At 67.9% G+C, this 23,689-nt stretch carries 24 protein-coding genes; 7 read left to right on the forward strand and 17 right to left on the reverse strand.

Annotated features, from left to right (window positions below; genetic code table 11):
* Window positions 1–3 precede the first annotated feature (3 nt).
* On the reverse strand, window positions 4–882 hold the full coding sequence (locus D577_RS0103065) for an undecaprenyl-diphosphate phosphatase (protein WP_018946112.1): 879 nt from the start codon (window positions 880–882) through the stop codon (window positions 4–6).
* Window positions 883–983: 101 nt separating this feature from the next.
* Between D577_RS0103065 and D577_RS0103070 the strand changes: the two genes are divergently transcribed.
* Window positions 984–2,675: an ExeM/NucH family extracellular endonuclease gene (locus D577_RS0103070; protein ID WP_026288879.1), complete on the forward strand. Its 1,692-nt coding sequence runs from the start codon at window positions 984–986 to the stop codon at window positions 2,673–2,675.
* Between the two features lie 3 nt (window positions 2,676–2,678).
* Here the strand turns inward: D577_RS0103070 and D577_RS0103075 are convergent, their stop codons facing one another.
* The 9 genes from D577_RS0103075 to D577_RS0103115 form a co-directional block, all read right to left on the reverse strand.
* The gene (locus D577_RS0103075) at window positions 2,679–3,578 is read right to left on the reverse strand and encodes a mechanosensitive ion channel family protein (protein WP_018946114.1); all 900 of its coding nucleotides are present in this window, start codon (window positions 3,576–3,578) and stop codon (window positions 2,679–2,681) included.
* An 8-nt stretch (window positions 3,579–3,586) separates the two neighbouring features.
* A complete protein-coding gene (locus D577_RS0103080) occupies window positions 3,587–4,399 on the reverse strand; it encodes a hypothetical protein (protein ID WP_018946115.1) in 813 nt (270 codons plus the stop codon).
* Window positions 4,400–4,484: 85 nt separating this feature from the next.
* Complete coding sequence (locus D577_RS0103085) at window positions 4,485–5,564, reverse strand: PA0069 family radical SAM protein (protein ID WP_018946116.1); 1,080 nt, start codon at window positions 5,562–5,564, stop codon at window positions 4,485–4,487.
* Window positions 5,554–5,934: a DUF1992 domain-containing protein gene (locus tag D577_RS0103090; protein WP_018946117.1), complete on the reverse strand. Its 381-nt coding sequence runs from the start codon at window positions 5,932–5,934 to the stop codon at window positions 5,554–5,556. The genes D577_RS0103085 and D577_RS0103090 overlap by 11 nt, the downstream gene beginning before the upstream one ends.
* Before the next feature lie 4 nt (window positions 5,935–5,938).
* Complete coding sequence (locus D577_RS0103095; protein ID WP_026288880.1) at window positions 5,939–6,424, reverse strand: hypothetical protein; 486 nt, start codon at window positions 6,422–6,424, stop codon at window positions 5,939–5,941.
* A gap of 102 nt (window positions 6,425–6,526) precedes the next feature.
* A complete protein-coding gene (gene pyrC, locus D577_RS0103100) occupies window positions 6,527–7,561 on the reverse strand; it encodes a dihydroorotase (RefSeq protein WP_018946119.1) in 1,035 nt (344 codons plus the stop codon).
* Between the two features lie 12 nt (window positions 7,562–7,573).
* Window positions 7,574–7,834 carry a DUF167 domain-containing protein gene (locus D577_RS0103105; protein WP_018946120.1) on the reverse strand — a complete coding sequence of 87 codons (261 nt, stop codon included), beginning with the start codon at window positions 7,832–7,834 and terminating at the stop codon, window positions 7,574–7,576.
* Window positions 7,835–7,846: 12 nt separating this feature from the next.
* Complete coding sequence (locus D577_RS0103110) at window positions 7,847–8,593, reverse strand: class I SAM-dependent methyltransferase (RefSeq protein ID WP_018870769.1); 747 nt, start codon at window positions 8,591–8,593, stop codon at window positions 7,847–7,849.
* Between the two features lie 74 nt (window positions 8,594–8,667).
* The gene (locus D577_RS0103115; RefSeq protein WP_018946121.1) at window positions 8,668–12,003 is read right to left on the reverse strand and encodes a bifunctional diguanylate cyclase/phosphodiesterase; all 3,336 of its coding nucleotides are present in this window, start codon (window positions 12,001–12,003) and stop codon (window positions 8,668–8,670) included.
* Between the two features lie 252 nt (window positions 12,004–12,255).
* Here D577_RS0103115 and D577_RS0103120 point away from each other — a divergent pair, with 252 nt between their 5' ends.
* Window positions 12,256–12,480: a hypothetical protein gene (locus D577_RS0103120; RefSeq protein WP_018946122.1), complete on the forward strand. Its 225-nt coding sequence runs from the start codon at window positions 12,256–12,258 to the stop codon at window positions 12,478–12,480.
* A gap of 28 nt (window positions 12,481–12,508) precedes the next feature.
* A complete protein-coding gene (locus D577_RS0103125) occupies window positions 12,509–12,712 on the forward strand; it encodes a hypothetical protein (RefSeq protein WP_018946123.1) in 204 nt (67 codons plus the stop codon).
* A 73-nt stretch (window positions 12,713–12,785) separates the two neighbouring features.
* Here the strand turns inward: D577_RS0103125 and D577_RS0103130 are convergent, their stop codons facing one another.
* The 6 genes from D577_RS0103130 to D577_RS0103155 form a co-directional block, all read right to left on the reverse strand.
* Entirely contained in the window at window positions 12,786–13,115 is a 330-nt protein-coding gene (locus D577_RS0103130; protein ID WP_026288881.1) for a non-heme iron oxygenase ferredoxin subunit, read from the reverse strand.
* 36 nt (window positions 13,116–13,151) lie between these two features.
* Complete coding sequence (locus D577_RS0103135; RefSeq protein WP_018946125.1) at window positions 13,152–13,481, reverse strand: hypothetical protein; 330 nt, start codon at window positions 13,479–13,481, stop codon at window positions 13,152–13,154.
* Between the two features lie 107 nt (window positions 13,482–13,588).
* Window positions 13,589–14,299, reverse strand: a complete 711-nt coding sequence (locus D577_RS0103140; RefSeq protein WP_018946126.1) for a sensor histidine kinase KdpD — start codon at window positions 14,297–14,299, stop codon at window positions 13,589–13,591.
* Window positions 14,296–15,564, reverse strand: coding sequence for a response regulator (locus tag D577_RS0103145; RefSeq protein ID WP_018946127.1), 1,269 nt, complete (start codon window positions 15,562–15,564; stop codon window positions 14,296–14,298). Before D577_RS0103145 ends, D577_RS0103140 begins: the two co-directional genes overlap by 4 nt.
* An 83-nt stretch (window positions 15,565–15,647) precedes the next feature.
* Window positions 15,648–17,174, reverse strand: a complete 1,527-nt coding sequence (locus D577_RS0103150; RefSeq protein WP_018946128.1) for a BCCT family transporter — start codon at window positions 17,172–17,174, stop codon at window positions 15,648–15,650.
* Between the two features lie 51 nt (window positions 17,175–17,225).
* Window positions 17,226–17,894: a TVP38/TMEM64 family protein gene (locus D577_RS0103155; protein WP_018946129.1), complete on the reverse strand. Its 669-nt coding sequence runs from the start codon at window positions 17,892–17,894 to the stop codon at window positions 17,226–17,228.
* 61 nt (window positions 17,895–17,955) lie between these two features.
* On the opposite strand from D577_RS0103155, the gene D577_RS0103160 reads away from it, so the two are divergent.
* The 4 genes from D577_RS0103160 to D577_RS0103175 all read left to right on the forward strand — a co-directional run bounded on the left by D577_RS0103160 (window position 17,956) and on the right by D577_RS0103175 (window position 22,847).
* On the forward strand, window positions 17,956–18,435 hold the full coding sequence (locus D577_RS0103160; protein ID WP_018946130.1) for a DUF302 domain-containing protein: 480 nt from the start codon (window positions 17,956–17,958) through the stop codon (window positions 18,433–18,435).
* Window positions 18,436–18,564: 129 nt separating this feature from the next.
* The gene (gene trpB / locus D577_RS0103165; RefSeq protein ID WP_018946131.1) at window positions 18,565–19,770 is read left to right on the forward strand and encodes a tryptophan synthase subunit beta; all 1,206 of its coding nucleotides are present in this window, start codon (window positions 18,565–18,567) and stop codon (window positions 19,768–19,770) included.
* 84 nt (window positions 19,771–19,854) lie between these two features.
* Complete coding sequence (locus D577_RS0103170; RefSeq protein WP_018946132.1) at window positions 19,855–21,489, forward strand: BCCT family transporter; 1,635 nt, start codon at window positions 19,855–19,857, stop codon at window positions 21,487–21,489.
* A 140-nt stretch (window positions 21,490–21,629) separates the two neighbouring features.
* Entirely contained in the window at window positions 21,630–22,847 is a 1,218-nt protein-coding gene (locus D577_RS0103175) for a bifunctional alpha/beta hydrolase/OsmC family protein (RefSeq protein WP_018946133.1), read from the forward strand.
* On the opposite strand, the gene D577_RS0103180 is transcribed toward D577_RS0103175, so the two are convergent.
* Window positions 22,844–23,674, reverse strand: coding sequence for an alpha/beta hydrolase (locus D577_RS0103180; protein ID WP_026288882.1), 831 nt, complete (start codon window positions 23,672–23,674; stop codon window positions 22,844–22,846). The two genes, D577_RS0103175 and D577_RS0103180, sit on opposite strands and share 4 nt — an antisense overlap.
* Window positions 23,675–23,689 lie beyond the last annotated feature (15 nt).

Raw genomic sequence — 23,689 nt, forward strand, 5'->3', positions numbered from 1 at the left:
GGTTCAGTGGCCGTACATCACGCCGGTATCGAGGAACCCGAACAGCACGAGGAAGGCCAGGATCCACACATAGATGGAGAACACCTTCAGGCTGGAGCGATAGAGGAAGAACAGCACCATCTTCAGCGACACCACGCCGACCACCGCAGAGACCACGAACCCGGTGATCAGCGCACTCCACGGCAGATCGCCCAGGCCGTCGTGGTTGAACACGTCCAGCGACTGCACGGCGGTGGCCGCGAGGATGGTCGGGATCGCGAGGAAGAAGCTGTATTCCGCCGCCCAGCGCCGCTTGAGCCCGCTGAACAGGCCAAACACGATGGTCATGCCGCTGCGGCTGAGCCCGGGCACCAGGGCAAAGCCCTGGGCCACGCCGATCACCGTCGCGATGCGCGGGTTCAGCTTGCGCAGCCCCAGCGGCCGCCGGCTCAGGCGGTCGGTCCACCACAGCAATACGCCGGTCAGGGTCAGGGTCCCGGCGATCAGCACCGGGTTTGCGAAGACGTGCTCGAAGGTCGTCTTGAGGGTGAAGCCCACCACGGCGGTCGCGGCCACCGACAGCACGCACAGCATCCCGAGGCGGAAGTACAGCATCTCGCGGCGCGCGTCGCCATGGCGCGAGGCCCACTGCCAGCTCTCGCGCACGATCCCGCCGGAGAGCTGCCACAGGCTGCGGCGGAACACATAGACGATCGACACCAGTGTGCCCACGTGCACCACCAGATCGAACAGGATCATCTCCGGACTCTCCGGCGGCGGCAGCTCGTGCCCCTGACCAATGAGCCAGTGCTGGGTCAGTACCAGGTGCGCGGTTGAACTCACCGGCACGAACATGAAAATACCCTGTACGATTCCCAGCAGGGTCGCGATCCAGATCGCCATCGCCGTTCGCTCCTGTCCGCGGGCGGGGAAGGCGCCGCAGTATACGGAAATCACACCACGAAATCGCCGGGCGCCGTCACATGCCCGTCAAGGATGAACCCATGCATCGCTTACTGCACCACGCCCCGCGCTCCGCACGGCGCGTCCTGACCGGCACCGCCGGCCTCTTCCTGCTGCTGGCCCTCGTCCCGGCGGCGACGGCGGCGGCCGACTGCCCCGCCCCGCCGCTCGACCGGCTGGCGTCCCTGAGCGAACTGCGCAGCGGCGCGGTGGACGAAGACCGCCGGGTGGTCGCCGAGGGCACGATCAGCGGGGTGTTCTACGGCGACGACGCGCTGGGTGGCTTCTACCTGCAGGACGACGCCACCACCCCGCCCACCGGGCTGTTCGTCTACGCTCCCGGGAAAGACGACGCCGACCTGCGCCCCGGCGATCACGTGCAGATCCGCGGCCGCTTCGGGCGACACCACGGGCGGCCACAACTGTCCCGGTTGCAGGAGCTGGAGCGCTGCCGTCGCGGCGAACCACCCCAGACCGTGACCCTGCACCTGCCCGACGACGCCGCCCGCCTGCAGGATCTGGAAGACGTGCGCGTACGCTTCGACCAGACCCTCACGGTCATCGCCAACCGCGAGCTCGCGCGCTACGGGAGTCTGGACCTCGCCGCCGGCGGGCGCCTGCGCCACCCGGGCCAGAGCGGGGCTTTCGGCGAGCCCGATGACCACGACCGCCGCATCGTGCTGGACGACGGCAGCTACCGCGCGAACCCGGACCCGGTGCCCTTTCTCGACGGCCAGGGGACCCGGCGTACCGGCAGCCGCGTGACGGACCTCACGGGCATCCTGACGCATGCCTTCGGCGCCCACCGCGTGCACCCGGTGGCGCCCCCGGAATGGGAAGGCGGCGAGCGTCCCGAACCGCCGCCGGCCCCGGCGGACGATGTCCTGCGCATCGCGACGGCCAATCTGGAAAACGACTTCGTAACCCCGGGCGAGCGCGGCGCACGCAATGCCGCGGAACGGGATCGCCAGGTCGCCAAGCTGGATGCGGTGCTGGACGGCCTGGCCATGGATATCCTGGCGTTCATCGAACTGGAAAACCGCTCGGCCGCCGGGCGCGAACTGCGCCAGCGCGTGGATGCCCTGGACGACGCCACCACGATGCAAAAGCTCGCGCATCCCGACAGTGGCAGCGATGCCATCCAGGTCGGACTGCTGTACGACCGCGAGCGCGTGGAACGGCTGGGGAGCGCGGCAGACAACGACCCGGTCCACCACCGCCCGCCGCTGCTGGGCTGGTTCCGCCCGCGCGACGGTGGCGAACCCTTCGGCGTAGTCGCGGTGCATTTCAAGTCCAGGACCGGCTGCCCGGAACACGGCGACATCGATCGCGGCCAGGGCTGCTGGAACCAGCGCCGCACCGAACAGGCGCACCGGCTGGTGGAATGGATCGCGGAACAACGCGCGGCGCAGCCGGGCGAGCCGCCGGTGATCATCGCCGGCGATCTCAACGGCTATGCCGCCGAGGACCCCCTGACGGTGCTGCGCGAAGCCGGCAAGCAGGACCTCGTCCACGAAGAGCCCGCCACGGCCTACACTTATGTCTTCCGCGGCCGAACCGGACAACTGGATTACCTGCTCGGCCCGCGGCCGCTCGCCGGGCGCGTGATCGCCGCCGACACCTGGGCGGTCAACGCTGACGAACCGGTGTTTCTCGGCTTCGATGGTGACCGTCCGGGCGAAGGCCCGTGGCGCGCCTCCGACCACGATCCGGTCTGGCTGGACCTGCGTTAATGATCAGCGCGGCGTGTTGTCCACCGGCGGGGCGTCCGCCGAGCCGTCCGTTCCGGACTCCCCCGCCGACACTACCCGCACCGGGAAAGGCTCGCCGGCCAGCGAGCCCAGCGTGCGTTGCGGAAACGGGATGTCGATGCCGGCCCGGTCGAAGGCCTCCTTCACGGCGGGATGCATCCGGTTGCGCAGTTCGAGGAAGTTCTCCCGCTTGGCCCACACCGAAAACTGCAGCTTGAGCGCAGAGTCCCCGAACTCGAGGAAAATGAACAGTGGCCGCGGTTCTTCCAGGCAAAGCGGTTCGCGGTCGGCCACGTCCATCAGGGTCTCGCGCACCCGGTTGATGTCTTCGCGATAGGCCACCCCGATCTGCATGTCCAGGCGGCGGATGGGAAAGCGCGTCAGGTTGGTCAGCTGCGATTTGACCAGCGACTCGTTCGGCACCCGCACCATCAGGTTATCGAAGGTACGCAGCTTGACCGACAGCATGTCGATGGACAGCACCTCGCCGGTGACATCCCCCACCCGGATCACGTCGCCCACGGCGAACGGGCGTTCACCGATCAGGAACAGCCCGGAGATCAGGTTGGAGGCCGAGGTCTGCGACGCAAAGCCGATGGCGACCGTGAGGATCCCCGCCGCACCCAGCAGCACGGTGAGATCGAAGCCCAGCTCGCGCAGCGCCGACACCACCGCCAGCACCAGCACCAGATAGAAGCCGATCCGGCGCACCAGCATCGCCTGCTGGGCATCCAGATGCCGACCGGCGATCCGGATCAGGGTGCGCGAGACCAGGCGCGCCAGCAGCAGCCCCACGCCCAGGTAGCTCGCTGCGCGCACCCAGGCCAGCACAGCCTCCGTGGTGATCAGTTCGATCCCCCGCGCAATCCAGGATCCGTCTTCCATGTCGCCTCCTACTGGAACAGCGCGCTGAAGGTGCGCAGGCTGAAGCGGCTGCCCCCGGCCTCGCGCGGTTCAGCCACCCGCTCGGCCCGGGGCACGTGCGCGGGCGGCCCCTCGCCCAGCTTGACCTCGGCCATGTCACGCTCGGGCTCGCGCTCCAGACGCACCCCCGGGGTCCACAGCCGGCCATGCGGATCGGCGTACACCGGCAGCCGCGTCACCGGCAGCTTGATCCGTTCCAGCAGCAGGGTGTCCGCGGAACCGTTGCGTACGATCAGCGGTGTCACGATGCGGTGAACGCGTTCCGGTACCTCGTCGAGCGCCATGCGGGCCGCGGTGCGGCTCGCATAGCACAGTTCGCCTTCCACCGTATCGGAGCCGAACCAGGTGTCCGAGGCCGGATAAGCCGGAAACTCGTGCACCCGGGCATCGCCCAGGCGCAGCTGAACCCACGCCGGCGTGCTCACGTACAGGATGACTTCGCCCCCGGGAGGCACATGAAACGGGGCTTCGGGCCGACTGACCACCGGGCGATCCGCCAGGGCCACCCCGAGGGACGCGCCGACATCATCACCGGTGCCGGCAAAGCGGCGCTGCTCCGCGGGCTTCTCCGGCACCGGCTTCTGCGCGGGCACCACGCGGCGAAAACCGCTGTCGTCCGGGTCGCGTTCGCGCGCCAGCCACAGGTCCCATTCGCCGGCGCGGCGCTGCAGCCAGAGATCGAGCGGCCCGATGGACCAGTGGCCAATCTCCCCCGGCGGGAGGTGGACGGGGCCCCACCAGCCGCTGTCGTGTCCGGATCCTGCGTGTACGCGTACGCCCATGGGACCTCCCCGTTGCCCGTTTGCCACTGTAGCGCGAAGTGCGGCGCGGAAGAAGCGGCCAGCGGCAGCGCAATCAGGACCGAATTCAGAACAGGTCGAGCTGGGAATCGTCCGCCGAGCGTGGCCGGGCCGGCGGACGGAATTGCGACACATCCAGATCGCCCGACCAGCGATCCAGCCCGCTGCGGCGCCGGGCCAGGACAAAGCGCTGCCCCAGCAGATCGGCCCAGGCCCCGGTACCCCGCATGCGCTGGCCAAAGCTGGAATCGTACACCCGCCCGCCGTGCGCCTCCCGCAGACGCGCCAGCACATGCTCCGCCTTCAACGGCTCGTGGGTCTTCAGCCATTCCTCGAACAGGCCTGCCACCTCGCGCGGCAGACGCAGAAGCACGTAATCGGCCGATACCGCGCCGGCCGCGGCCGCCGCCTCCAGCAGGGCCTCGGTCTCGCCATCCGTGAGCACCGGAATCAGCGGCGCCACCAGCACGCTGACCGGAACCCCGGCCGCGGTCAGTCGCCGAATGGTCTCCAGGCGCCGCTGCGGCGCCGCGGCACGCGGTTCCAGGCGACGGGACAGACCCCGGTCCAGAGTAGTCAGCGACACCGCCACCTGCGCCAGCCCGGCGCGGCCCATCGGCCCCAGCAGGTCGAGATCGCGTTCCACCAGCGCCGACTTGGTGACGATGGACACCGGATGGCCAGTCTCCGCCAGCACCTCCAGCAGCTCGCGGGTCACGCCCCATTCCCGTTCCACCGGCTGGTAGGCATCGGTGTTGATGCCCAGCGCGACCGGTGATGGCCGGTAGTTGCGCGCGGCCAGCTCGCGCCGCAGCACGGCCGCGGCGCCGGTCTTCACGTACAGCCGGCTTTCGAAGTCCAGCCCGGGCGACAGCCCCACATAGGCATGCGCCGGCCGCGCGAAACAGTAGGCGCAGCCATGTTCGCAGCCCCGGTAGGGATTGATGGACAGGGTAAACGGGACATCCGGCGAGTCGTTGCGCACCAGCAGGCTGCGCGGCGTCTCCGGGGTTACCTCGGTGCGCAGCGCGGGGGCGGGTTCGTCGTCCCCGACCCAGCCGTCGTCCACGGGTTCGCGCTGCAGGGGTTCGTAGCGTGCGGCCGGCCTGGTGGCGCTGCCGCGGCCGCGCGGGGGCTCACTCGCCATCGAGCCTTGCGCACAGGGCCCGGAAATAGCCGGACTCGGTGGCCAGGCCGGCGTCACCACCGCTGCGCCCGCGCTCGCGCGCCAGTTGGTCCAGCAGCACACGCAGACGACGCGAATGGCGTTCCCGGCCCGCGGAATCTTCGGCCTCGCGCAGCAGGGCCTCCACCGAGGCGATCTCGCCGCGCAGCCGGACCTCTTCCGGCACGTAGCCGGCGTTCTTCATGATGCGAAACGCCATGCGCATGTCTTCCGGCACGTCGCGGTCGTCATCCAGCTCCAGCGGCCGCCCGGCGCCGGGCAGATCATCGAACTCCCCGCGCCGCGCGGCATCGGCCAGCTGCGCCTCGATCTGCGCCTCGTTCAGCAACATGGCGTCAGACGGCACCGCCCTGCTGGGCCACCGGCAACATCCACAGCGTCAGCGACAGCAGGATGGCCGTCAGGCTCACCCCGAAGATCGGCAGCATCATCACGCCCGCCAGCGGTTCGCGCCGGAACAGCCGGATGCCCATGCCGCCCAGGCTGATCGCCCAGCCCACGGCCACGAAGAACGAGAGCGCGTTGATCTCCCAGGTCCACAGGGCAATCAGGCCCAGCGGCAGGCCCAGGTTGAGCACCACCAGCCCCATCTCCTGGGAACCCGCGGCCTTGCCGGCAGACAGGGCGTAGGCATAGGCGGCCCAGATCATCATCAGGCCGAAGCCCAGGGCACCGGCCGCGGGCGACTGCAGCGGCGCGCGCAGGATGGCCGCACCGGCCGGTTCCAGCTGCACGCCCAGTCCGATAATGGCTGCCGCCACTCCCAGGCAGATCAGCAGCCAGAACCAGAGGGTTCCGCGCTGCACTTCAGGTTCGGTCACACTGTCCCGCACGTTAACTCCTTGCGAAAACGCATTGAAAGGTTCTGTCCGGAGAGACCGCGCCAACCGCCCCGTGGTTCAAACCCGGGAACGGCACAGGCTTCACTCGGCCACGCGCCAGGCGACGGTCTCGCCCGCCCGCAGGGGTACACCCGGATCATGTCCGAACAGGACCGCCTCGGGCACGGTCCACTCCGCGCGCTCCAGGGTGATGGTGCCGGTGTTGCGCGGCATGCCGTAGAAATCGGCACCATGATGACTGGCGAAACCCTCCAGCCGATCCAGCGCCCCGGCAGCCGCGAATGCCTCGGCGTACAGCTCGATGGCCGCGTGGGCCGAATAGATGCCCGCGCAACCGCAGGCCGACTCCTTGGCGTGGCGCGGATGCGGTGCGGAGTCGGTCCCGAGGAAGAAGCGCGGGTGCCCGCTGGTCGCCGCGCGCACCAATGCTTCCCGGTGACGCTCGCGTTTGAGAATCGGCAGACAGAAATGATGCGGCCGCATGCCGCCGGCAAACAGCGCATTGCGGTTGTAAAGCAGGTGCTGCGGTGTGATGGTCGCGCCCACGTTATTCGGCGCGGATTCCACGAAGGACACCGCCGCCTCGGTAGTGACATGCTCCAGCACGATCCGCAGTTCGGGGAAATCCCGCACCAGCGGCTCCAGGTGGCGTTCGATAAACACCGCCTCGCGGTCGAAGATGTCCACGTCCGGGTCGGTCACCTCTCCGTGGATCAACAGCGGCAGACCCGCCTGCTGCATGGCCTCGAACACCGGATAGCAGCGGCGGATGTCGGTGACCCCGCTGGCGGAATGCGTGGTCGCCCCGGCGGGATACAGCTTGACCGCGTGGACAAAACCCGACTGCCGCGCCGCGTCGATCATCCCGGGCGTGGTCTCCTCGGTGAGATAGAGCGTCATCAGGGGCTCGAAGTCGGCCTCGTCGGGGAGTGCCGCGAGGATGCGGTCGCGGTACGCGGCCGCCGCGTCCACCGAGGTCACCGGCGGCTTGAGGTTCGGCATCACGATCGCCCGGCGAAAGCGCCGCACGGTGTCCGGCAACACCGAGGCGAGGATGTCCCCGTCGCGCAGGTGCAGGTGCCAGTCGTCGGGACGGGTCAGCGTCAGGCGTTCCATCAGTAATCCTTGTCATCCACCGAAGTGTTCACGGAGTGCGGCATCGCTCCAGCCGTCGATCTCCACGGTCTTGTCGCGGCCGGTCTGTCCTGCCACCACACGCAACGAGCCCGCCGGCAGCCCCAGTTCGGCCGCCAGCAGGCGTTCCACGGCGCGATTGGCACGCCCCTTCTCCGGCGCGGCCCGCACCCGCAGTTTGAGGGCCTCGCCCATCCAGCCCACCACCGCATCCTCGCGGGCACCGGGGGAGACGCGCAGCTTCAGTCGGGCCAAGGCCGCGCGGTATCAGGCCGGACGCGTGGCCATGTAGGCGGAGAAGACCCCGAGCTGCACTTCACGGTGAACGTCCTCGAAACCCACCGATTCGAGCGTCTCCATGATCTCCTCCGGGGGGACGCACTGGTCAATGGTTTCCCAGAAATACCGCATCAGGGTATGCCCGTCCGGATCACGTGTCAGCACCCGGCTGAGAAACGGGATGAAATCGCGGAAGTAGAAACGGGCCATGACCATCTGCCGCTTCGTCCGCGGACGCGAGACCTCGAGGATCATGCAGCGGCCGCCGGGCTTGAGCGCGCGAAAGTACTCCGCAAACGCCTCGCGCAGATCCCGCACGTGACGCAGACCGTAACCCATGTACACGCGGTCGAACTGCTCGCTGGCGACGGGCAGATCCTCGGCCAGCCCCTGGATGAAGCGCGAATTCAGCTTGCCCCGCGCCACGTCGATCATCCCGCGCGAAGGATCCACGCAGGTGATGCGCTCATCGCCGGTGATCTTGCGGATCTCTTCGGCCACCGGGCCGGTCCCGGTCGCCACATCCAGGACCTCCATGTCCGGCTGCAGACCGGACTGCTTGAGCGAGTAGCGACGATACGCCTGCCCCGTACCCAGAAAACCGAACCGCAGGATCCGGTCGTAGTAGGGTGCGGTGCGATCGAACAGGTCGTCGACGAACGCGCGCTTGTTGCTTTCGTCCCCGTAGTAATCCTTGAGGACAGGATGCGGTTTCCGCTCCGGATCGGTTTCCATCGGTTCTGCTCTCCCCTGTGCCCGGTGCCGGGCCGGCCCAACAAGCCGCGAAGTGTACCAATTCCCGGCGCGCGTCACCCCCCCTGTTCGGAGGTGGCCAGGATGTCGCGCTCGAATTCCGCGACCGGTATCGGCCGGCTGGCAAAGTAGCCCTGATAAAAATCGCAGCTCAGCGCACACAGCGCCTCCAGCTGTTCGGCGGTCTCCACGCCCTCGGCCACCACGGTCAGCCCCAGCCCGTGCGCCATCGCCACGATCGCGGTGGTGATCGACCGGTCATGCACGTCATCCTCGTGCACCACTCCGGCGATGCCGTCGACGAAGCTCTTGTCGATCTTGAGCGTGTCCACCGCGAAGCTCTTCAGCTGCGAGAGCGAGGAATAGCCCGTGCCGAAGTCATCCACCGCGAAATGCACCCCACGGTCGCGCAGCGATTCCAGGATACGACGGGCTCGCTCGGCATCCGCCATCAGCGCGGACTCGGTGATCTCCAGCTCCAGGCATTCCGGCGGCAGCCCGTGCTCGTCCAGGGTAGCGGCGACCTGTTCGTCCAGCGCCATGCGCCGGAACTGCAGCGCCGACACGTTCACCGCCAGCCGGATCGGAGGATAACCCGCGTCCAGCCAGGCCCGCCCCTGCCGGATCACCTCCTGCAGGACCCAGGTCCCCAGCTCCACGATCAACCCGGTCTTCTCCGCGACCGGGATGAAACGCCCGGGCGACACGTGCCCCAGCACCGGATCGTTCCAGCGCAGCAGGGCCTCGGCCCCGATCAGGCGCCCCGTCGCGATCTCGTACTGCGGCTGGTAATGGACCTCCAGATGGTCGTTCTCCATCGCGCGGCGCAGGCGCGAGCTGAGATCGATGCGCTCGCGTGCCGCCTCGGTGTAGGCGTCCGAATAGTAGCGATAGGAGCCCCGACCCTCTTCCTTGGCGCGCGACAGCGCGGTCCCGGCCTGCTGCAGCAGGGCCTCGGCCCCGGCACCGTGATCCGGGAACAGCGCGATCCCCACCGTCGCCACCACCTCGACCTCCACCCCGTTGCCCAGGTCGCAGGGCTCGGCCAGGTGGCGGATCATGGATTCGGCAAGCATGCCGGCGTCGTCCGGGTGGGCCAGGTTCTCGACCACCACTGCGAATTCGTCGCCGGCCAGCCGGGCCACCGTATCGGTCCCCCGCCGCTCGCGCTGCAGCCGGATGGCCGCGCTGCGCAGCAGGGCATCGCCGGCGGCGTGGCCGTGGCTGTCGTTGACGTCCTTGAAGCGGTCGAGATCCACGATCAGCAGCGCCAGGACCCCGTTGCGCCGCCGCATCAGGGAAACCCCGTGCCCCAGTCGCGCCAGCAGGAGCCGGCGGTTGGGCAGCTCGGTCAGCGGATCGTGGTGGGCCAGGTAGTCCAGCTCCTCCTCCGAGGCCTTGATCCGCGAGATATCGGCGAACACCGACACGTAATGCGTGAGCCGGCCCTGCGGGTCGTGCACCGCCGTGATGCTCTGCAGCTCGGGGAACACCTCGCCGTTCTTGCGCCGATTCCAGATCTCCCCCTGCCAGTGCCCGTAGAGCTCCAGCTGGCGGAACATGTTCTGGTAGAAGGTGCGGTCATGCCGGCCGGACTGGAACATCTTCGGCGTGCGCCCGATCACTTCGTCCTGGGTGTAGCCCATCAGCTCGGTGAACGCGCGGTTCACCGACAGGATGTGCGCCGTACTGTCGGTGATCACGACGCCCTCGCGGGTGTTCTCGAACACCACCGACGCCAGGCGCCGGCGTTCTTCCTCCTCCCGGCGCCGGGTAATGTCCTCCACCGTGACCACGACACGGTCCATGCTGCCGTCCGCGTGGCGAGTACACTTCAGCGAGAGGTGCGCCACCATCACGCTGCCATCCGCCCGCAGCAGGCGTTTTTCCACCTCGTAGCCGTCGCGCCGGCCTTCACGCATCTCGCGATCCAGATCGGCACCCAGGGAACGGTCCTCGGGGTGCGCGAGACGATCCCAGTCGAGCTTCGCCAGTTCTTCCGGCCGGTAGCCCAGCATGTCGCCGAGGCAGTCGTTGACGCGCTCCCAGCCCTGACCACCCGGCCCTGACACCGCCATGCCCACGAACGGCATGTCGAAGAACACCCGCAGCAGGCGGTCCTGTTCCGAATGCGACTGCATCAGCCGCAGGTTGCGCTGAAGCCATTGCTGACGCCCCACCAGCGCCCCGGCACCGGCCATCAGCAGCCAGACCAGCAACAGGGCTCCGCCGGTCCATGCCGCCTGCCGATGCGCCCCGGCCACCAGAGGCGCGCGGTCCCGCTTGACCACCACCGACCAGTCGTCGAGCTCCAGGCCACGCACCGCCGCCAGGCGACCATCATCCTCCTCGCCCAGCGATCCGATCCGCACCGCCTCGCCGGAACCGCCGCGCAGCAGGCGGCTCTCCAGCTGCGCAAACTCCGCCGGGGGTTCCACGCGCCGGGCCGATTCACCGTCCAGCCGCATCACCACCGGCGCGCGATCGGACGGATGACTGACCAGCCAGGTCGCCGCATCCCCGTCTTCCAGGTCGATGGCGGCCCCGAGCAGCGGTGCCAGGCGATCCAGATCGGCGGAAAACAGCACGACCGCCAGCGGTTCCGAGTCGCGATCGGCGGGATGATGCAAAGGCGCGGCCCAGTGCAACCGAGTCGCCCCTTCGTCGTCCACGCTGTCCACGTGCGCCCGGCTGACGGCTCCGGTCTGCATCGCTTCCACGCGGGCCGCCCTGGCCGCCGCGCGCTGGAAGGACGCATCTCCCGCAACCAGCAGTTCCGCGTGTTCCTCCGCCCCCAGGATCGCCACCGAGCGATAACCGTAGGCCGTCCGTATCGCCTGCAGGCGGTTCTCCAGTGTGGTGCGCGCGACCTCGGAGTCGTGGCGCTGCAGCGAACGGACAAACGCGGTGAAACCACGCGCATCCGCCAGGATTCGGGCATCTCCGGCGCGTTCCGCCATCCACCGATCGACCAGTCCGCCCTTGAGAAAGGCAGTGGCCCGCAGTTCTTCGCGCACCTGCTGATCCGCGGTGGCCTGAGCAATATGGAACGTGCCGAAGGCGACACCACCGACCGAACCGGCGACCGCCACCGCCAGGGCGACCCAGACCCAGGGCTGGCGACCGCGCAGCAGTGTCAGGCCGCCCCCGTTACGCGTTCGCGCGCCTCGGCGACCCCCGAATGTCCGCATGGCCAGGTACAGCAGTCCGCCACTCACCCACACGAACCCCAGGCCCTTCAGCAGACTGACCCGAGTCAGGCTCGCCTCGATCCCGAAGCTCCGCATGAAGAGCATGTCGGACAGCGCGACCCACAGGGAGCCCGCCACGAGATAGCCGAGCGCGATCAGTGCGGCCGGGCTGAGCCGAAACACCGGGGAACGGGAAAACATCAACACCGGACTCCGGCTGGAAGACAAGACACGTAACGGGATCCCCTGTGTAAAAACCCCGGCTCTGCGGCCGGTTGAAGAATGGAAGCGGCCCCCTCGACAAGCCCCCCGGGTCGGACGCATGGTCTACGCTCGGAGCAGGGCTTCCCGAGAATGGCATATGCCCCTCGAGAATTTTACGCCCCCAATCCTGTCACAGTATTGAGATAGATCAAGCCACCAACGCGCGACCATCCGCTAAAGGAGCCGCCCATGGACGTCAAGAACGAAAACGGCATCGTCACGCTGACGCTGGACAAGAAAACGGCCAAAAGCATCACCGAAAACCTGACGGAACTGAACGGCGAGGTCCGCAACGGCGCTCGCGCACTGTCTTCGGTGCTGCAGCAAGGCTTGTACGAGATGGAAAACGAGTTCCGCCAGCCGCCGCACGCATTCGACGAACATGCACCGCGCCAGCCCTCGATCGAGGACTGAACCAGCGACTCAAACGGGAGGAGCAATCATGAATCTGGTCAAGGCCGAAAATGGCGAAATCGTCATCCGCATGCCCGTCGCCGAGGCCTCGGATGCGCTGTACACCCTGCGCAACCGGGCCGACGACCTGGACGACTGCGAGGACCTGACCGAGGCCCTCGAAGCCGCCGGGGTACCCATGCCCGAAGAGGAAGACCACCGGCGCTACGAATACATGCCCCCGGTCGACTGAGTTCGCGGCCGAGGCCACTCCCACAGCGCCCCGACCCGCCTGTGGGAGCCTGCTCGCAGGCGAACCGACCACCTCAGCCGTCGGCCGGGTTCGGACGGTCCGCGACCTGGATCACCCCGTCCTGCACCCGCACCGGGAAGGTCGGGATGGGGTCCTCGGCCGGCGGCGTGAGCGCCTCGCCGGTGTGCAGGTCGAATTCCGCGTCGTGCAGCGGGCAGGTGATGCAGTCGTCGTCGATTGTGCCGCCCGCGATGGGGAATTCTTCGTGCGAGCAGAGGTTCTCGAGGGCCAAGTAGCGGCCATCCACGTTGAACACCGCCACTTCGGTATCCCCGGCCTCGAGCAGCCGGTGGTCTCCGGGTTCAATCGAGCCTTCCGGCCCCACGTCGATCCATTCGGTCATGTGCATCGTCCGCTCATTGGTCAGTGGATGGCGTTGTCAGTGGCTGGCGTTGGCGGCGGCCGTCGCCTCCGCATTCACTTCGAGCGAACGGCCACTCTCGGGATCATACGAAAACCGGCCGACCAGGCGCACTTCCTCGCCCACGCGGTCGGCGACCGCCGCATCCGGCGAAATCGCAACGCGGTTGCGCGGATGATCCTCAATCCAGTAATGCCGCGGATCATCGAAGGACTGGACGCGGCCGGTCACCTCCACCATCTCGCCGTCAAACTCCGCTGCGGAGCTGCTCAGCTGATCCAGGGTCACCGGCGCCGTAGTCTCCCCGCCGCAGGCCATCAGCACCAGCCCCAGCAGTGCCCCGGCCAACGCCCGACCGGCATGACGAATCCTTTCTGCTTGCATTGGTTCTCTCGATGATACAGTGAAACCACAGATTACCCGGCGCCCCCGGCCGGCACCCGAAACCGCCGCCGCTACAGGGTTTCGGACGGCGGCAGCGCCGGCAGTCTCAGGGTAAAGCGCCCCCCGCCGAGATCCGAATCGTTCGACAGCCGGACCGAGCCCGGCGTCCCGTCCTGCACGGTGTGCAGCTCGGCGATCATCGCGCAGAAATACAGGCCCAGTCCGGTCCGCCCGGCACCGCGCTCCAGCATCGCCTGATCCTCGGTGGTTCGCGAACCCAGCATGGGCTCCGGGAAACCGGGACCGTCGTCTTCCACCTGCAGCCACAGCTCGCCGTCGCGCACCACGGCCGACAGACGGATGCGACCGTGACAATAACGCACGGTGTTGGTCACCACGTTCTCCAGCACCGCCGTCACCAGTTCCCGATCGAGCACCCATTCCAGGTCCTCGTCGCAGTCGATTTCGGCCGTCACCCCGCTGTGATCCATCAGCGGCTTGCTGGACGCCCAGTAGTCCTCCAGCAGCTCGATCACCAGCAGCGGACGCAACCGCGGGGTGTAGAGCCCCTGCTGGTTGCGGTACAGCGTGAGCATCTGTACCAGGCTGTCGTGCACGCGATGGGCCTCGTACTGCAGTCGCGCGATGGTCTGCTCGTCGCAGTTGCACTCGCCGGTTTCCGGGTCGCGCAGCGCCTCCAGCGAATTCATCGCCATCCCCAGCGAGTTCTTCATGTCATGGATGGAAATGGCGATGACGGTACCGAAATCGATGCTCTTCATGTCTCCCCCGGGCCGCCGTTCGATGTCCGCAGGCTCCGCGCGCGTTCGCCCTCACCCGCCTGCTCCAGCAGCTCCGGCAGCACCTCGCGCAGCGCCGGCGGCGGTGATCCGGCCGCCATGGCCGCATCCAGCTGGCCGAGCAACCCCGCACGATCCACCGCCACCCCGGCCAGCAGCAGACGCAGGCGGATCAGCCCCACCCACCAGGCCACCTCCGGATGACCACGGTAATCACTCTCCAGGATCTGCAGTTTGGTCCGCGCCTCGCGGGTCGCCCCGCGCGCGATCAATGCCTCCAGCTGATACGCCATGTCACCCGGATGCGGTATCTGCATCTGGGTCGCCAGGGCCATCGCATGGCGCCAGGCCCGTGCGGCGCGCTCGTATTCCCCCTGCGCCAGGGCCAGCCGCCCCAGCGCCCGCTGCCGCGCCAGCGACTTGGGCGAGCGTTCCGCCGCCGCGACCAGCACGTCCAGCGCCTCGCGCTCGCGGCCGGTGCGTTCCAGCACGAACGCCAGCCGGTCATGCGCCGGCATGTAATACGGCGTCGCCGCAATGGCCGCCCGATACGCCTCCTCGGCGGCCGCGAGGTTGCCCTCGACTTCGGCCACCTCGCCCAGACGCGCCTGGGCCCAGGGCGGCGTGGTCTCGCCCGTCACCGCACGGGCGGCCTCGGCCGCCACGGCCGGCTCGCCCTCGGCCAGAGCCAGATCGCTGCGCAGACGCTGCAGGTCGGCGGCACGCCCCTCCCCTGCTTCCAGCATGCGTTCCGCCTCCGCCCGTGCCTGCCCGAAGTCGCCACGGCGCCAGTGCTGGTCCAGCGTGCGCAACGGGTCCCGCCGGCGCAGCGCCCGCTGCAGGCGTACTACCAGCAGTTCGCGATTGAAGGGCTTGGAAAGGTAGGCATCGGGGCCGCTCTCCAGCGCCCCCATGACCATCTCGTTGCTGTTCTCGGCGGTGACCATCACGAACACCGTGGCCGGTCCGACCCAGCCCTGTTCGCGGGCCCGGTCCAGCACCTGCTGGCCGTCCGGCCCGTCCCCCAGGTTGTAGTCGCACAGCACGATGTCGTAGCGACGCCGTTCCAGCTTGTCCAGCGCATCCACACCATCGCGCGCGAGATCGATGTCCTCGAAGCCGGAGGTCAGCAGCATCTCGCGCAGCGTCGCCCGCATGTTGGCGAAATCGTCCACCACCAGCACCGCCAGGCGCGACAGCGGGCGCCCGGCAGAACCGGCACGGGAAGGGGGAGCGGCGGTCGACATGCGCGCAGTGTGGCGCAGCCGCCCGCCGAAACCAAGACCCGGAGCAGGGGCTTGTCCCGCACGCGGCGACGCGTCAGGACGCGTCAGTACGGGGCGGCCGTCTCGCCCTGCAGTGCCCGGGTCAGGTTCACGCAGGCGAACAGCAGGATGATCGCCACCGGCAGGCCCGCGGTGATCGCCCCGGTCTGCAGCCCGTCCAGCGCCATCTCGCCGCCCACGATCAGCAGGGTCGCGGCGACCGCACCCTCGGTGATGCCCCAGATCACCCGCTGACGCTTGGGCGAGCGCGTGCTCCCGCGCGAGACCAGCGCGTCGATCACATGGGTCCCGGACCCCGACGAGGTAATGAAGTAGGTCGCGATCAGGACGGTCGCCAGCCCCGAGGCCAGATGGAACAGCGGCAACTGCTCCAGCGTGGCGTACAGCGCGATGGTCGTGTCCTCGGCCACCGCGGCCGCAATCCCCGCGCCGTCCCCGAACAACTCGAAATGCAGCGCCGTGCCGCCGAACACCGCCAGCCACACGAACACGAAAAGGGACGGCAGCAGCAGCACGCCGGCAATGAACTCGCGGATGGTGCGCCCGCGCGAGACCCGCGCGATGAAGATCCCGACAAACGGCGACCAGGCGATCCACCAGGCCCAATAGAAGATCGTCCAGCTCTTCTGCCACTCGGCCTCCTGCATCGCGCCGGCGGTCAGACTCAGCTGCACGATGTGATTGAGATACTCGCCGATGGAGTCGAGGAAGAAGCGGATGATGAACAGCGTCGGGCCGGCCAGCAGCACGAACAGCAGCAACGCGGTGGCCAGCCACAGGTTGGCCAGGCTCATCCATTTCAGCCCGCGGTCCAGCCCGGAGATCACCGCCATCACCGCGACGAAGGTGATCGCCCCGATGATCCCCACCTGGAACCAGCCGGACACCGGCATTCCGAACAGCACGTTGAGGCCGGTGTTCAGCTGCATCGCCCCGAAGCCCAGCGAGGTCGCCAGCCCGAACAGCGTGCCGAACACCGCGAGGATGTCGATCACGTGCCCGATCGGCCCGTAGATCCGGTCGCCCAGCATTGGGTAGAAGATCGAGCGGATGGTCAGCGGCAGACCCTTGCGGAACGAGAAATACGCCACCGACAGGCCCAGCACCACGTACACCGCCCAGGCATGCAGCCCCCAGTGGAAGAAGGTGAAGGCCATCGCTTCGCCGGCCGCCTCCTGGGTCTCGCCCTCGCCGAACGGCGGGTTCTGGTAGTGCAGCATCGGCTCGGCCACGCTCCAGAAGATCAGGCCGATGCCCATCCCCGCCCCGAACAGCAGCGAGAACCAGGCCATGAAACTGAACTCCGGGCGGTCCTCAGTATTCCCGAGGCGAATCCGCCCGTACGGACTGAGCGCCAGCCAGAGCAGAAAGGCGAGGAAGACGGTCACCGCCAGGATGTAGATCCAGCCCAGATACTCGGTGATGAATCCGTGGATCGCGGCAAAGGTCAGCGATGCCGTCTCGGTAAAGATGACCCCGAACAGCACGAAGGTCAGCACCATGATCGACGAAGCGGTGAACACCACCGGGTTTACGGTGGCGAAGAACGCATGCGGTCGTCCGAATATCATTCGTTCTCTCTCAGGTTTGTGCGTAGATCCGCTGGCCGCGCAGCCGTGCCGTCAGGCCCCGCCCGAGCGACGGTAATGCTGCCGCAGCCAGCCCCCGACCGCCAGCAGCAGCGCCAGCACCCCCAGCGGCACCAGGGTCCAGGGCTGCAGTGCGTCGCCGTCCTCAATGGCCTCTGCCGCCCCGTAGAGCACGCTGGAATACACCCCCCATTTCACGCAAAGCCCCAGGGTCGTGGCCAGCAGGAAGGTCGCGCGGGGCAGGCCCAGCATGCCCCCGGCATAATTGATGACGGAATGCGGGAACCCCGGGAAGGTACGCATCGCCATCAGATTCAGGAAGTCGCCGTGCCGACGCAGGGCCTCCACCAGCCAGGGGTGGTGCCGCAGCGGGCCGCGATCCGCCCCCAGACGACCCGCGAGCCAGTACCCGCCCAGCGCGCCCGCGACACTGCCGGTCACCAGCAGCGGGACCGCGACCCATGGCGCCACGAACGGCGCAATCAGCCACACCACCAGACTGCCCGGCAGTGCGAAGGTGAACAGGATCGCCATCAGCACCACCAGCCCCGCGAGCAGCCAGGGATCGCCGGTCAGCCGGCGCCCCGTCTCCAGGATCCACTCCGGATCACCGACGCCGATGCCCAGCCCGATCCCGAGCACCACCAGCCCGGCCAGCAACAGCGGACCGGCATGCTCTTTCAGGAAGCTCGCCATGGTCATTTCACGCCCGACGGGCGTATCGTGGGAATGCTGACAACAAAAACAGCGAGGAGAGAGCGCAATGCAGAACCGTTTCCTGTTGGGGGCCATCATCGGCCTGATCGCCGGTATCGTCCTGGCCTTTGCCTATGCCTACAACGCCGCGCCCGGACTGATGATCGTCGAGGACGAAAGCCAGTATGGCTACGCGGAAACCATCGATCGCATCGAGACCGCAGCCGAAGCCGAAGGCTGGGCGGTCCCGACCAAACACGACCTGAGCGGCACCGTGGGCGAACATGGATACGACGTCGCCCCGGTGACGGTCCTCGAACTGTGCCAGCCGGATCATGCCGGGAACCTCCTGAGCGAGGAAGACAACTATGTGGTGACCTCCATGATGCCCTGCCGCGTCTCGGTCTATGAACGCAGCGACGGCACCGTCATCGTATCGCGCATGAACACCAGTCTGGTGGCGCGGGTGTTCGGCGGCAGCATCGCCGAAATCATGGCCGAAGCCACCGAGGACAACGAACGCATCCTCGAAAGCGTTCTGCAGTAAACCGGCCCCGGCGCCCGGCTCGGCCGGGCGCCCTCCCCGCCCGCTTGTCCGCACGAGCGGCAACCACGATGATAGGCCCTCTCACGGAGATCCACGGCGGCCCGCGCCGCCCCCGGCCACGAGACTGCCATGTCGTACCTCAAGGACTTTCCGAATGCCGAAGGCTATTTCGGTGATTTTGGCGGCGCCTTCCTGCCACCGGAACTCGAATCCCATTTCGCCGAGATCGAGCGCGCCTGGCGTCAACTGGCGCTGTCGGCGGACTTCCTGCAGGAACTTCGCTACATCCGCCGGCATTACCAGGGCCGCCCCACCCCGGTCTACTACGCGCGCAACCTCAGCCGCGAGGCCGGCGCGCATATCTACCTCAAGCGCGAGGACCTCAACCACTCCGGGGCACACAAGCTCAATCACTGCATGGGCGAGGCCCTTCTCGCGCGCCACATGGGCAAGAAGAAGCTGATCGCGGAGACCGGCGCCGGCCAGCACGGCGTGGCCCTGGCCACCGCCGCGGCCTGCTTCGGCATGGAATGCGAGATCCACATGGGCGAGATCGACATCGAAAAGGAAGCGCCCAACGTCACCCGCATGAAGCTGATGGGGGCCGAGGTCGTCCCGGTGTCCTTCGGCGGGCGCAGCCTCAAGGAAGCGGTGGACTCCGCGTTCCAGTCGTATCTCTCGCAGGCCGACGAGGCCCTGTTCGCGATCGGCTCGGTCGTCGGCCCGCACCCGTTCCCGCTGATGGTGCGCAACTTCCAGTCGGTGGTGGGGATCGAGGCGCGCGAGCAGTATCAGGAACTGACCGACGGCCAGCTGCCGGAACAGGTGGTTGCCTGCGTGGGGGGCGGGTCCAACGCAATGGGCATGTTCGCCGGTTTCATCGAGGATCCGGAGGTGCAGCTCAACGGCGTGGAGCCGCTGGGTCGCGGCACCGAACCGGGACAGCATTCCGCCACCATGACCTTCGGCAAACCGGGGATGCTGCACGGCTTCAAGTGCATGCTGCTGACCGACGACGAGGGCAACCCGGCCCCGGTGCATTCGATCGCCTCGGGGCTGGATTACCCCGGGGTCGGGCCCGAACACTCCTATCTCAAGAAGGCCGGGCGAGTCGCCTATCACGCGATCGGCGATGACGAGACCCTGGATGCCTTTTACCGCCTGTCGCGGACCGAAGGCATCATCCCCGCCCTGGAGAGCGCCCATGCGGTCGCCTGGGCGGTGGAGCACGCGCGCGAGCACCCGGGCAGCACCGTACTGGTGAACCTCTCCGGGCGCGGCGACAAGGACATCGACTACGTGGCGCGCACCTTCGGTCATAACCGGGCCGGCTAAAAACGACGCGTGCATTGAGGGATTGAGGGCTCCACCCACGGCGTGCAATCATCCGGTGATCACCAAAACAACGGAGGTATCGGGGTGAGCGACAACGACGACCTGCAAAAGCAAAAAGAAGAGCTGGAAAAGGCCTACGACACCGACCACGAGATCGGTGAGCAGAACATCAACCCCCTCGGACTGGACCTGCACAACCCGGTCTTCGTGGTCAGCGCCGGCCTGATCCTGCTGTTCGTGATCGGGGCCCTGCTGTTTCCCGACCAGGCCAATGACAGTCTGGGTGCTACCCAGACGTGGATTCAGGAAACCTTCGACTGGCTGTTCCTCTCGGCCGGCAACCTGTTTGTCCTCTTCGCCCTCGCTCTGATCCTCCTGCCGATCGGGCGCATCCGTATCGGCGGCCAGGACGCCAAACCCGACTTCGGGCTGCTCTCGTGGTTCTCCATGCTGTTCGCCGCCGGCATGGGCATCGGCCTGATGTTCTGGGCCGTGGCCGAACCGGTGGGCTACTTCACCGAGTGGTTCGGTACCCCGCTGGGGATCGAAGGCGGCACCGAGGCCTCCAAGCAAGCCGCGCTGGGCGCCACCATGTATCACTGGGGCCTGCACCCCTGGGCGGTCTACGCCATCGTCGGCCTGGCGCTGGCCTTCTTCGCCTACAACAAGGGGCTGCCGCTGACTATCCGTTCGGCGTTCTACCCGATCCTGGGCGAGCGCGTCTGGGGCCCGTTCGGTCACGTGATCGACACCCTGGCAGTGCTGGCCACCCTGTTCGGTCTCGCCACCTCGCTGGGTCTGGGTGCACAGCAGGCGGCCGCCGGGCTGGACTTCCTGTTCGACGGCATCGACGGCGGGCTGCAGACCCAGCTGGCCGTGATTATCGGCGTCACCATTATTGCCCTGCTCTCCGTGATGCGCGGCATCGACGGCGGGGTGAAGCTGCTCAGCAACCTCAACCTGATCGTCGCGGCCGTGCTGATGCTGTTCGTGATGATCTTCGGCGGATTCATCGCCTTCCTCGCCAACACCGGTACCACGCTCTCGGCCTATGTCCAGTACATCATCCCGCTGAGCAACCCGGTCGGGCGCGAGGACGAGACCTTCTACCACAGCTGGACGATCTTCTTCTGGGCGTGGTGGATCTCCTGGTCGCCGTTCGTCGGCATGTTCATCGCACGCGTCTCGCGCGGGCGTACGGTGCGCCAGTTCGTCACCGCCGTGCTGATCGTGCCCACGCTGGTCACGGTGGTGTGGATGAGCGTGTTCGGCGGCACCGGCATCGATCAGGTGCGCGACGGCATCGGCGCCCTGGCCGACGAGGGCATCACCGATTCCTCGCTGGCGCTGTTCCAGATGCTGCAGAACCTGCCGCTGGCCGCGATCACCTCGTTCCTGGCCGTGGTGCTGGTGCTGGTGTTCTTCATCACCTCGTCGGACTCCGGTTCGCTGGTGATCGACAGCATCACCTCCGGCGGCAAGACCGACGCCCCGCAGTCGCAGCGCCTGTTCTGGGCCACCATCGAGGGCGTAATCGCTGCCGTACTGCTGGCAGTCGGCGGAGCGGCCGCACTGGAGGCCCTGCAGGCCGGAGCCGTCAGCACGGGTCTGCCGTTCATGATCGTGCTGCTCGTCATGTCGGTCAGCCTGTTGATGGGGCTGTTCCACGAGCTGAAGCTGATCCGGATCGCCGAGGCCGAAGCAGCCGGCAAGGCGTAGAACCGGCCTGCCCCGCTGCCCGCTCCGTGTCCCGGAGCGGGCCAGGTCACCCGCCGGGAGCGTCTTCCGGCGGGTTTTTTGTTTTCCGGGATCCGGCCGACATCCGGGCGGATCCCGGCACGAATACAGGAGTCCGCTGCATGCGCCGAGAACGCGTCGAATTTCCGGGCCACCAGGGCCAGATGCTGGCCGGGCGGATCGACCGCCCCACCGGGCCCGTACGGGCCTGGGCCCTGTTCGCCCACTGTTTCACCTGCGGCAAGGACAACCGAGCCGCCAACCGCATCGCCCGCGGGCTGGCGGAGGCCGGGATCGCGACGCTGCGTTTCGACTTCACCGGCCTGGGCGACAGCGAGGGCGACTTTGCCAACAGCGGCTTCTCCTCCAACCTTGAGGACCTGCTGGCCGCGGCCGACTACCTGCGCGGGCGAGAGGCCGCCCCCGCCCTGCTGGTCGGGCACAGCCTGGGCGGCGCCGCGGTGCTGGGCGTCGCCGGGCGCATCCCCGAATGTCGCGCAGTCGCCACCATCGCCGCCCCGTTCGAGGCCGACAGCGTGCTGGATCATTTCGGCGAGGCGCTGGAGACCATCGAAACCGAGGGCGAGGCCACGGTGAACCTGGCCGGGCGACCGTTCCGCATCCGGCGGGAGTTCATCGAAGACCTGCGCAGCCAGACCCAGGCCGAACGCATCCGCGACCTCGACCGACCGCTGATGATCCTGCACGCTCCGGGCGACACGGTGGTGTCGGTGGACGCGGCGCGGCGCATCTTCGAGACCGCGAGCCACCCCAAGAGCTTCGTGTCACTGGATGATGCCGACCATACCCTGCTGAACCCGGCCGACGCCGAATACGTGGCCGGACTGGTGGCGGCCTGGGGCGCGCGCTATATCGGCGAAGAACGAGGCGATTCGGCGGACGCGGACGCGCCCGGCGACGGGACCGAAGTGACGGTCGAAGAAACCGGCGACGGCCAGTACCAGCAGGACGTACGCATCGGCCCGCATCACTTCCTGGCCGACGAACCGCCGGACGTCGGCGGCGATGGCACCGGCCCCAACCCCTTTGATCTGCTGCTGGCATCACTGGGGGCCTGCACCAGCATGACCCTGCGCATGTACGCCGCGCACAAGCAGCTGCCGCTGGAACGCGTCCGGGTGCATCTGCAGCACGAGAAGCTCAAGGGCGAGAACGGCCCGGTCGACCGCATCACCCGCGAGATCACCATCGAGGGCGACCTGGATGCGAAACAGCGCGAACGCATGCTGCAGATCGCCGATCGCTGTCCGGTACACCGCACCCTGCACGGCGAGGTCCAGGTCGAGACGCGGGAGACCACCGCCCCCGGCACGGTCTAATCCCCGGAATGCAGCCCCGCCGCGGCGAGGAAATCCTGCAGCCCGCGGGTGTACAGCACCCCCGAGCGCAGGAAGCCGTCGTTGTGGCCGCCGCACAGGCCCAGGATCGGCGGGGTGCCCGGGGCCGCCGCCTGCAGGCGGCGCGCATGCTCGAAGGGGACGATATCGTCCTCGCGCGCATGCACCAGCAGCAGCGGGGCTTCCAGGCGCCGGACATGTTCGAGGACCGGATACGGATGGCGGATCAGCCAGCGTACCGGCAGGAACGGGTAGATCTCCGCCCCCAGATCCGCCGCCGAAGTGAACGCGGACTCCAGGACCAACGCACCGGGTTCGCGCTCCGCCGCCAGGCGCGCCGCTACCGCCGCCCCCAGCGAGCGGCCGAACACCACGATGTCCTCCGTCGCGTAGCCGCGTTCCTCGCGCAGATGGTCCCAGGCGGCCTCGGCGTCGGCATGCAGACCCGGGGCATCCGGCCGGCCCGACGAACGGCCGTAGCCGCGATAATCGATGATCAGCACCGCGAGCCCGACCTCGTGGAACCGCTGCAGCGAATGCAGGCGATGACCGATGTTGCCCGCATTGCCATGGAAGAACAGCAGCACCGGGGCATCCTCCTCCGGCCCCGGCAGATACCAGCCGTGCAGGCGCACGTCCGCCTCCGGCTCCAGCCACACCTCCTCGAAGTCCAGCCCGGCATCCGCGGGCGTGGAGGTCACGTCACGCGAGGGCATGTAAATCAGGCGGTCCTGGGTCAGATAGACGGTCGCCACCAGCACGGCGTAACCCGTCGCGAGCAGGATCAGGAACCGGATCACATTGGCCATGCCCACGATCCTGAA

The organism is Thioalkalivibrio sp. AKL17 (genome assembly GCF_000377885.1).
Lineage (GTDB): Bacteria > Pseudomonadota > Gammaproteobacteria > Ectothiorhodospirales > Ectothiorhodospiraceae > Thioalkalivibrio > Thioalkalivibrio halophilus.

Coding starts and splice junctions, on each gene's coding strand:
- D577_RS0103075 (WP_018946114.1), bottom strand. CDS start 3,578: ATGGAAGACGGATCCTGGATTGCGCGGGGGATCGAACTGATCACCACG.
- D577_RS0103085 (WP_018946116.1), bottom strand. CDS start 5,564: ATGGCGAGTGAGCCCCCGCGCGGCCGCGGCAGCGCCACCAGGCCGGCC.
- D577_RS0103150 (WP_018946128.1), bottom strand. CDS start 17,174: ATGATATTCGGACGACCGCATGCGTTCTTCGCCACCGTAAACCCGGTG.
- trpB (WP_018946131.1), top strand. CDS start 18,565: ATGTCGTACCTCAAGGACTTTCCGAATGCCGAAGGCTATTTCGGTGAT.
- D577_RS0103115 (WP_018946121.1), bottom strand. CDS start 12,003: ATGTTTTCCCGTTCCCCGGTGTTTCGGCTCAGCCCGGCCGCACTGATC.
- D577_RS0103065 (WP_018946112.1), bottom strand. CDS start 882: ATGGCGATCTGGATCGCGACCCTGCTGGGAATCGTACAGGGTATTTTC.
- D577_RS0103120 (WP_018946122.1), top strand. CDS start 12,256: ATGGACGTCAAGAACGAAAACGGCATCGTCACGCTGACGCTGGACAAG.
- pyrC (WP_018946119.1), bottom strand. CDS start 7,561: ATGGAACGCCTGACGCTGACCCGTCCCGACGACTGGCACCTGCACCTG.
- D577_RS0103080 (WP_018946115.1), bottom strand. CDS start 4,399: ATGGGCGTACGCGTACACGCAGGATCCGGACACGACAGCGGCTGGTGG.
- D577_RS0103160 (WP_018946130.1), top strand. CDS start 17,956: ATGCAGAACCGTTTCCTGTTGGGGGCCATCATCGGCCTGATCGCCGGT.
- D577_RS0103090 (WP_018946117.1), bottom strand. CDS start 5,934: ATGTTGCTGAACGAGGCGCAGATCGAGGCGCAGCTGGCCGATGCCGCG.
- D577_RS0103140 (WP_018946126.1), bottom strand. CDS start 14,299: ATGAAGAGCATCGATTTCGGTACCGTCATCGCCATTTCCATCCATGAC.
- D577_RS0103130 (WP_026288881.1), bottom strand. CDS start 13,115: ATGACCGAATGGATCGACGTGGGGCCGGAAGGCTCGATTGAACCCGGA.
- D577_RS0103145 (WP_018946127.1), bottom strand. CDS start 15,564: ATGTCGACCGCCGCTCCCCCTTCCCGTGCCGGTTCTGCCGGGCGCCCG.
- D577_RS0103125 (WP_018946123.1), top strand. CDS start 12,509: ATGAATCTGGTCAAGGCCGAAAATGGCGAAATCGTCATCCGCATGCCC.
- D577_RS0103175 (WP_018946133.1), top strand. CDS start 21,630: ATGCGCCGAGAACGCGTCGAATTTCCGGGCCACCAGGGCCAGATGCTG.
- D577_RS0103070 (WP_026288879.1), top strand. CDS start 984: ATGCATCGCTTACTGCACCACGCCCCGCGCTCCGCACGGCGCGTCCTG.
- D577_RS0103110 (WP_018870769.1), bottom strand. CDS start 8,593: ATGGAAACCGATCCGGAGCGGAAACCGCATCCTGTCCTCAAGGATTAC.
- D577_RS0103180 (WP_026288882.1), bottom strand. CDS start 23,674: ATGGCCAATGTGATCCGGTTCCTGATCCTGCTCGCGACGGGTTACGCC.
- D577_RS0103155 (WP_018946129.1), bottom strand. CDS start 17,894: ATGACCATGGCGAGCTTCCTGAAAGAGCATGCCGGTCCGCTGTTGCTG.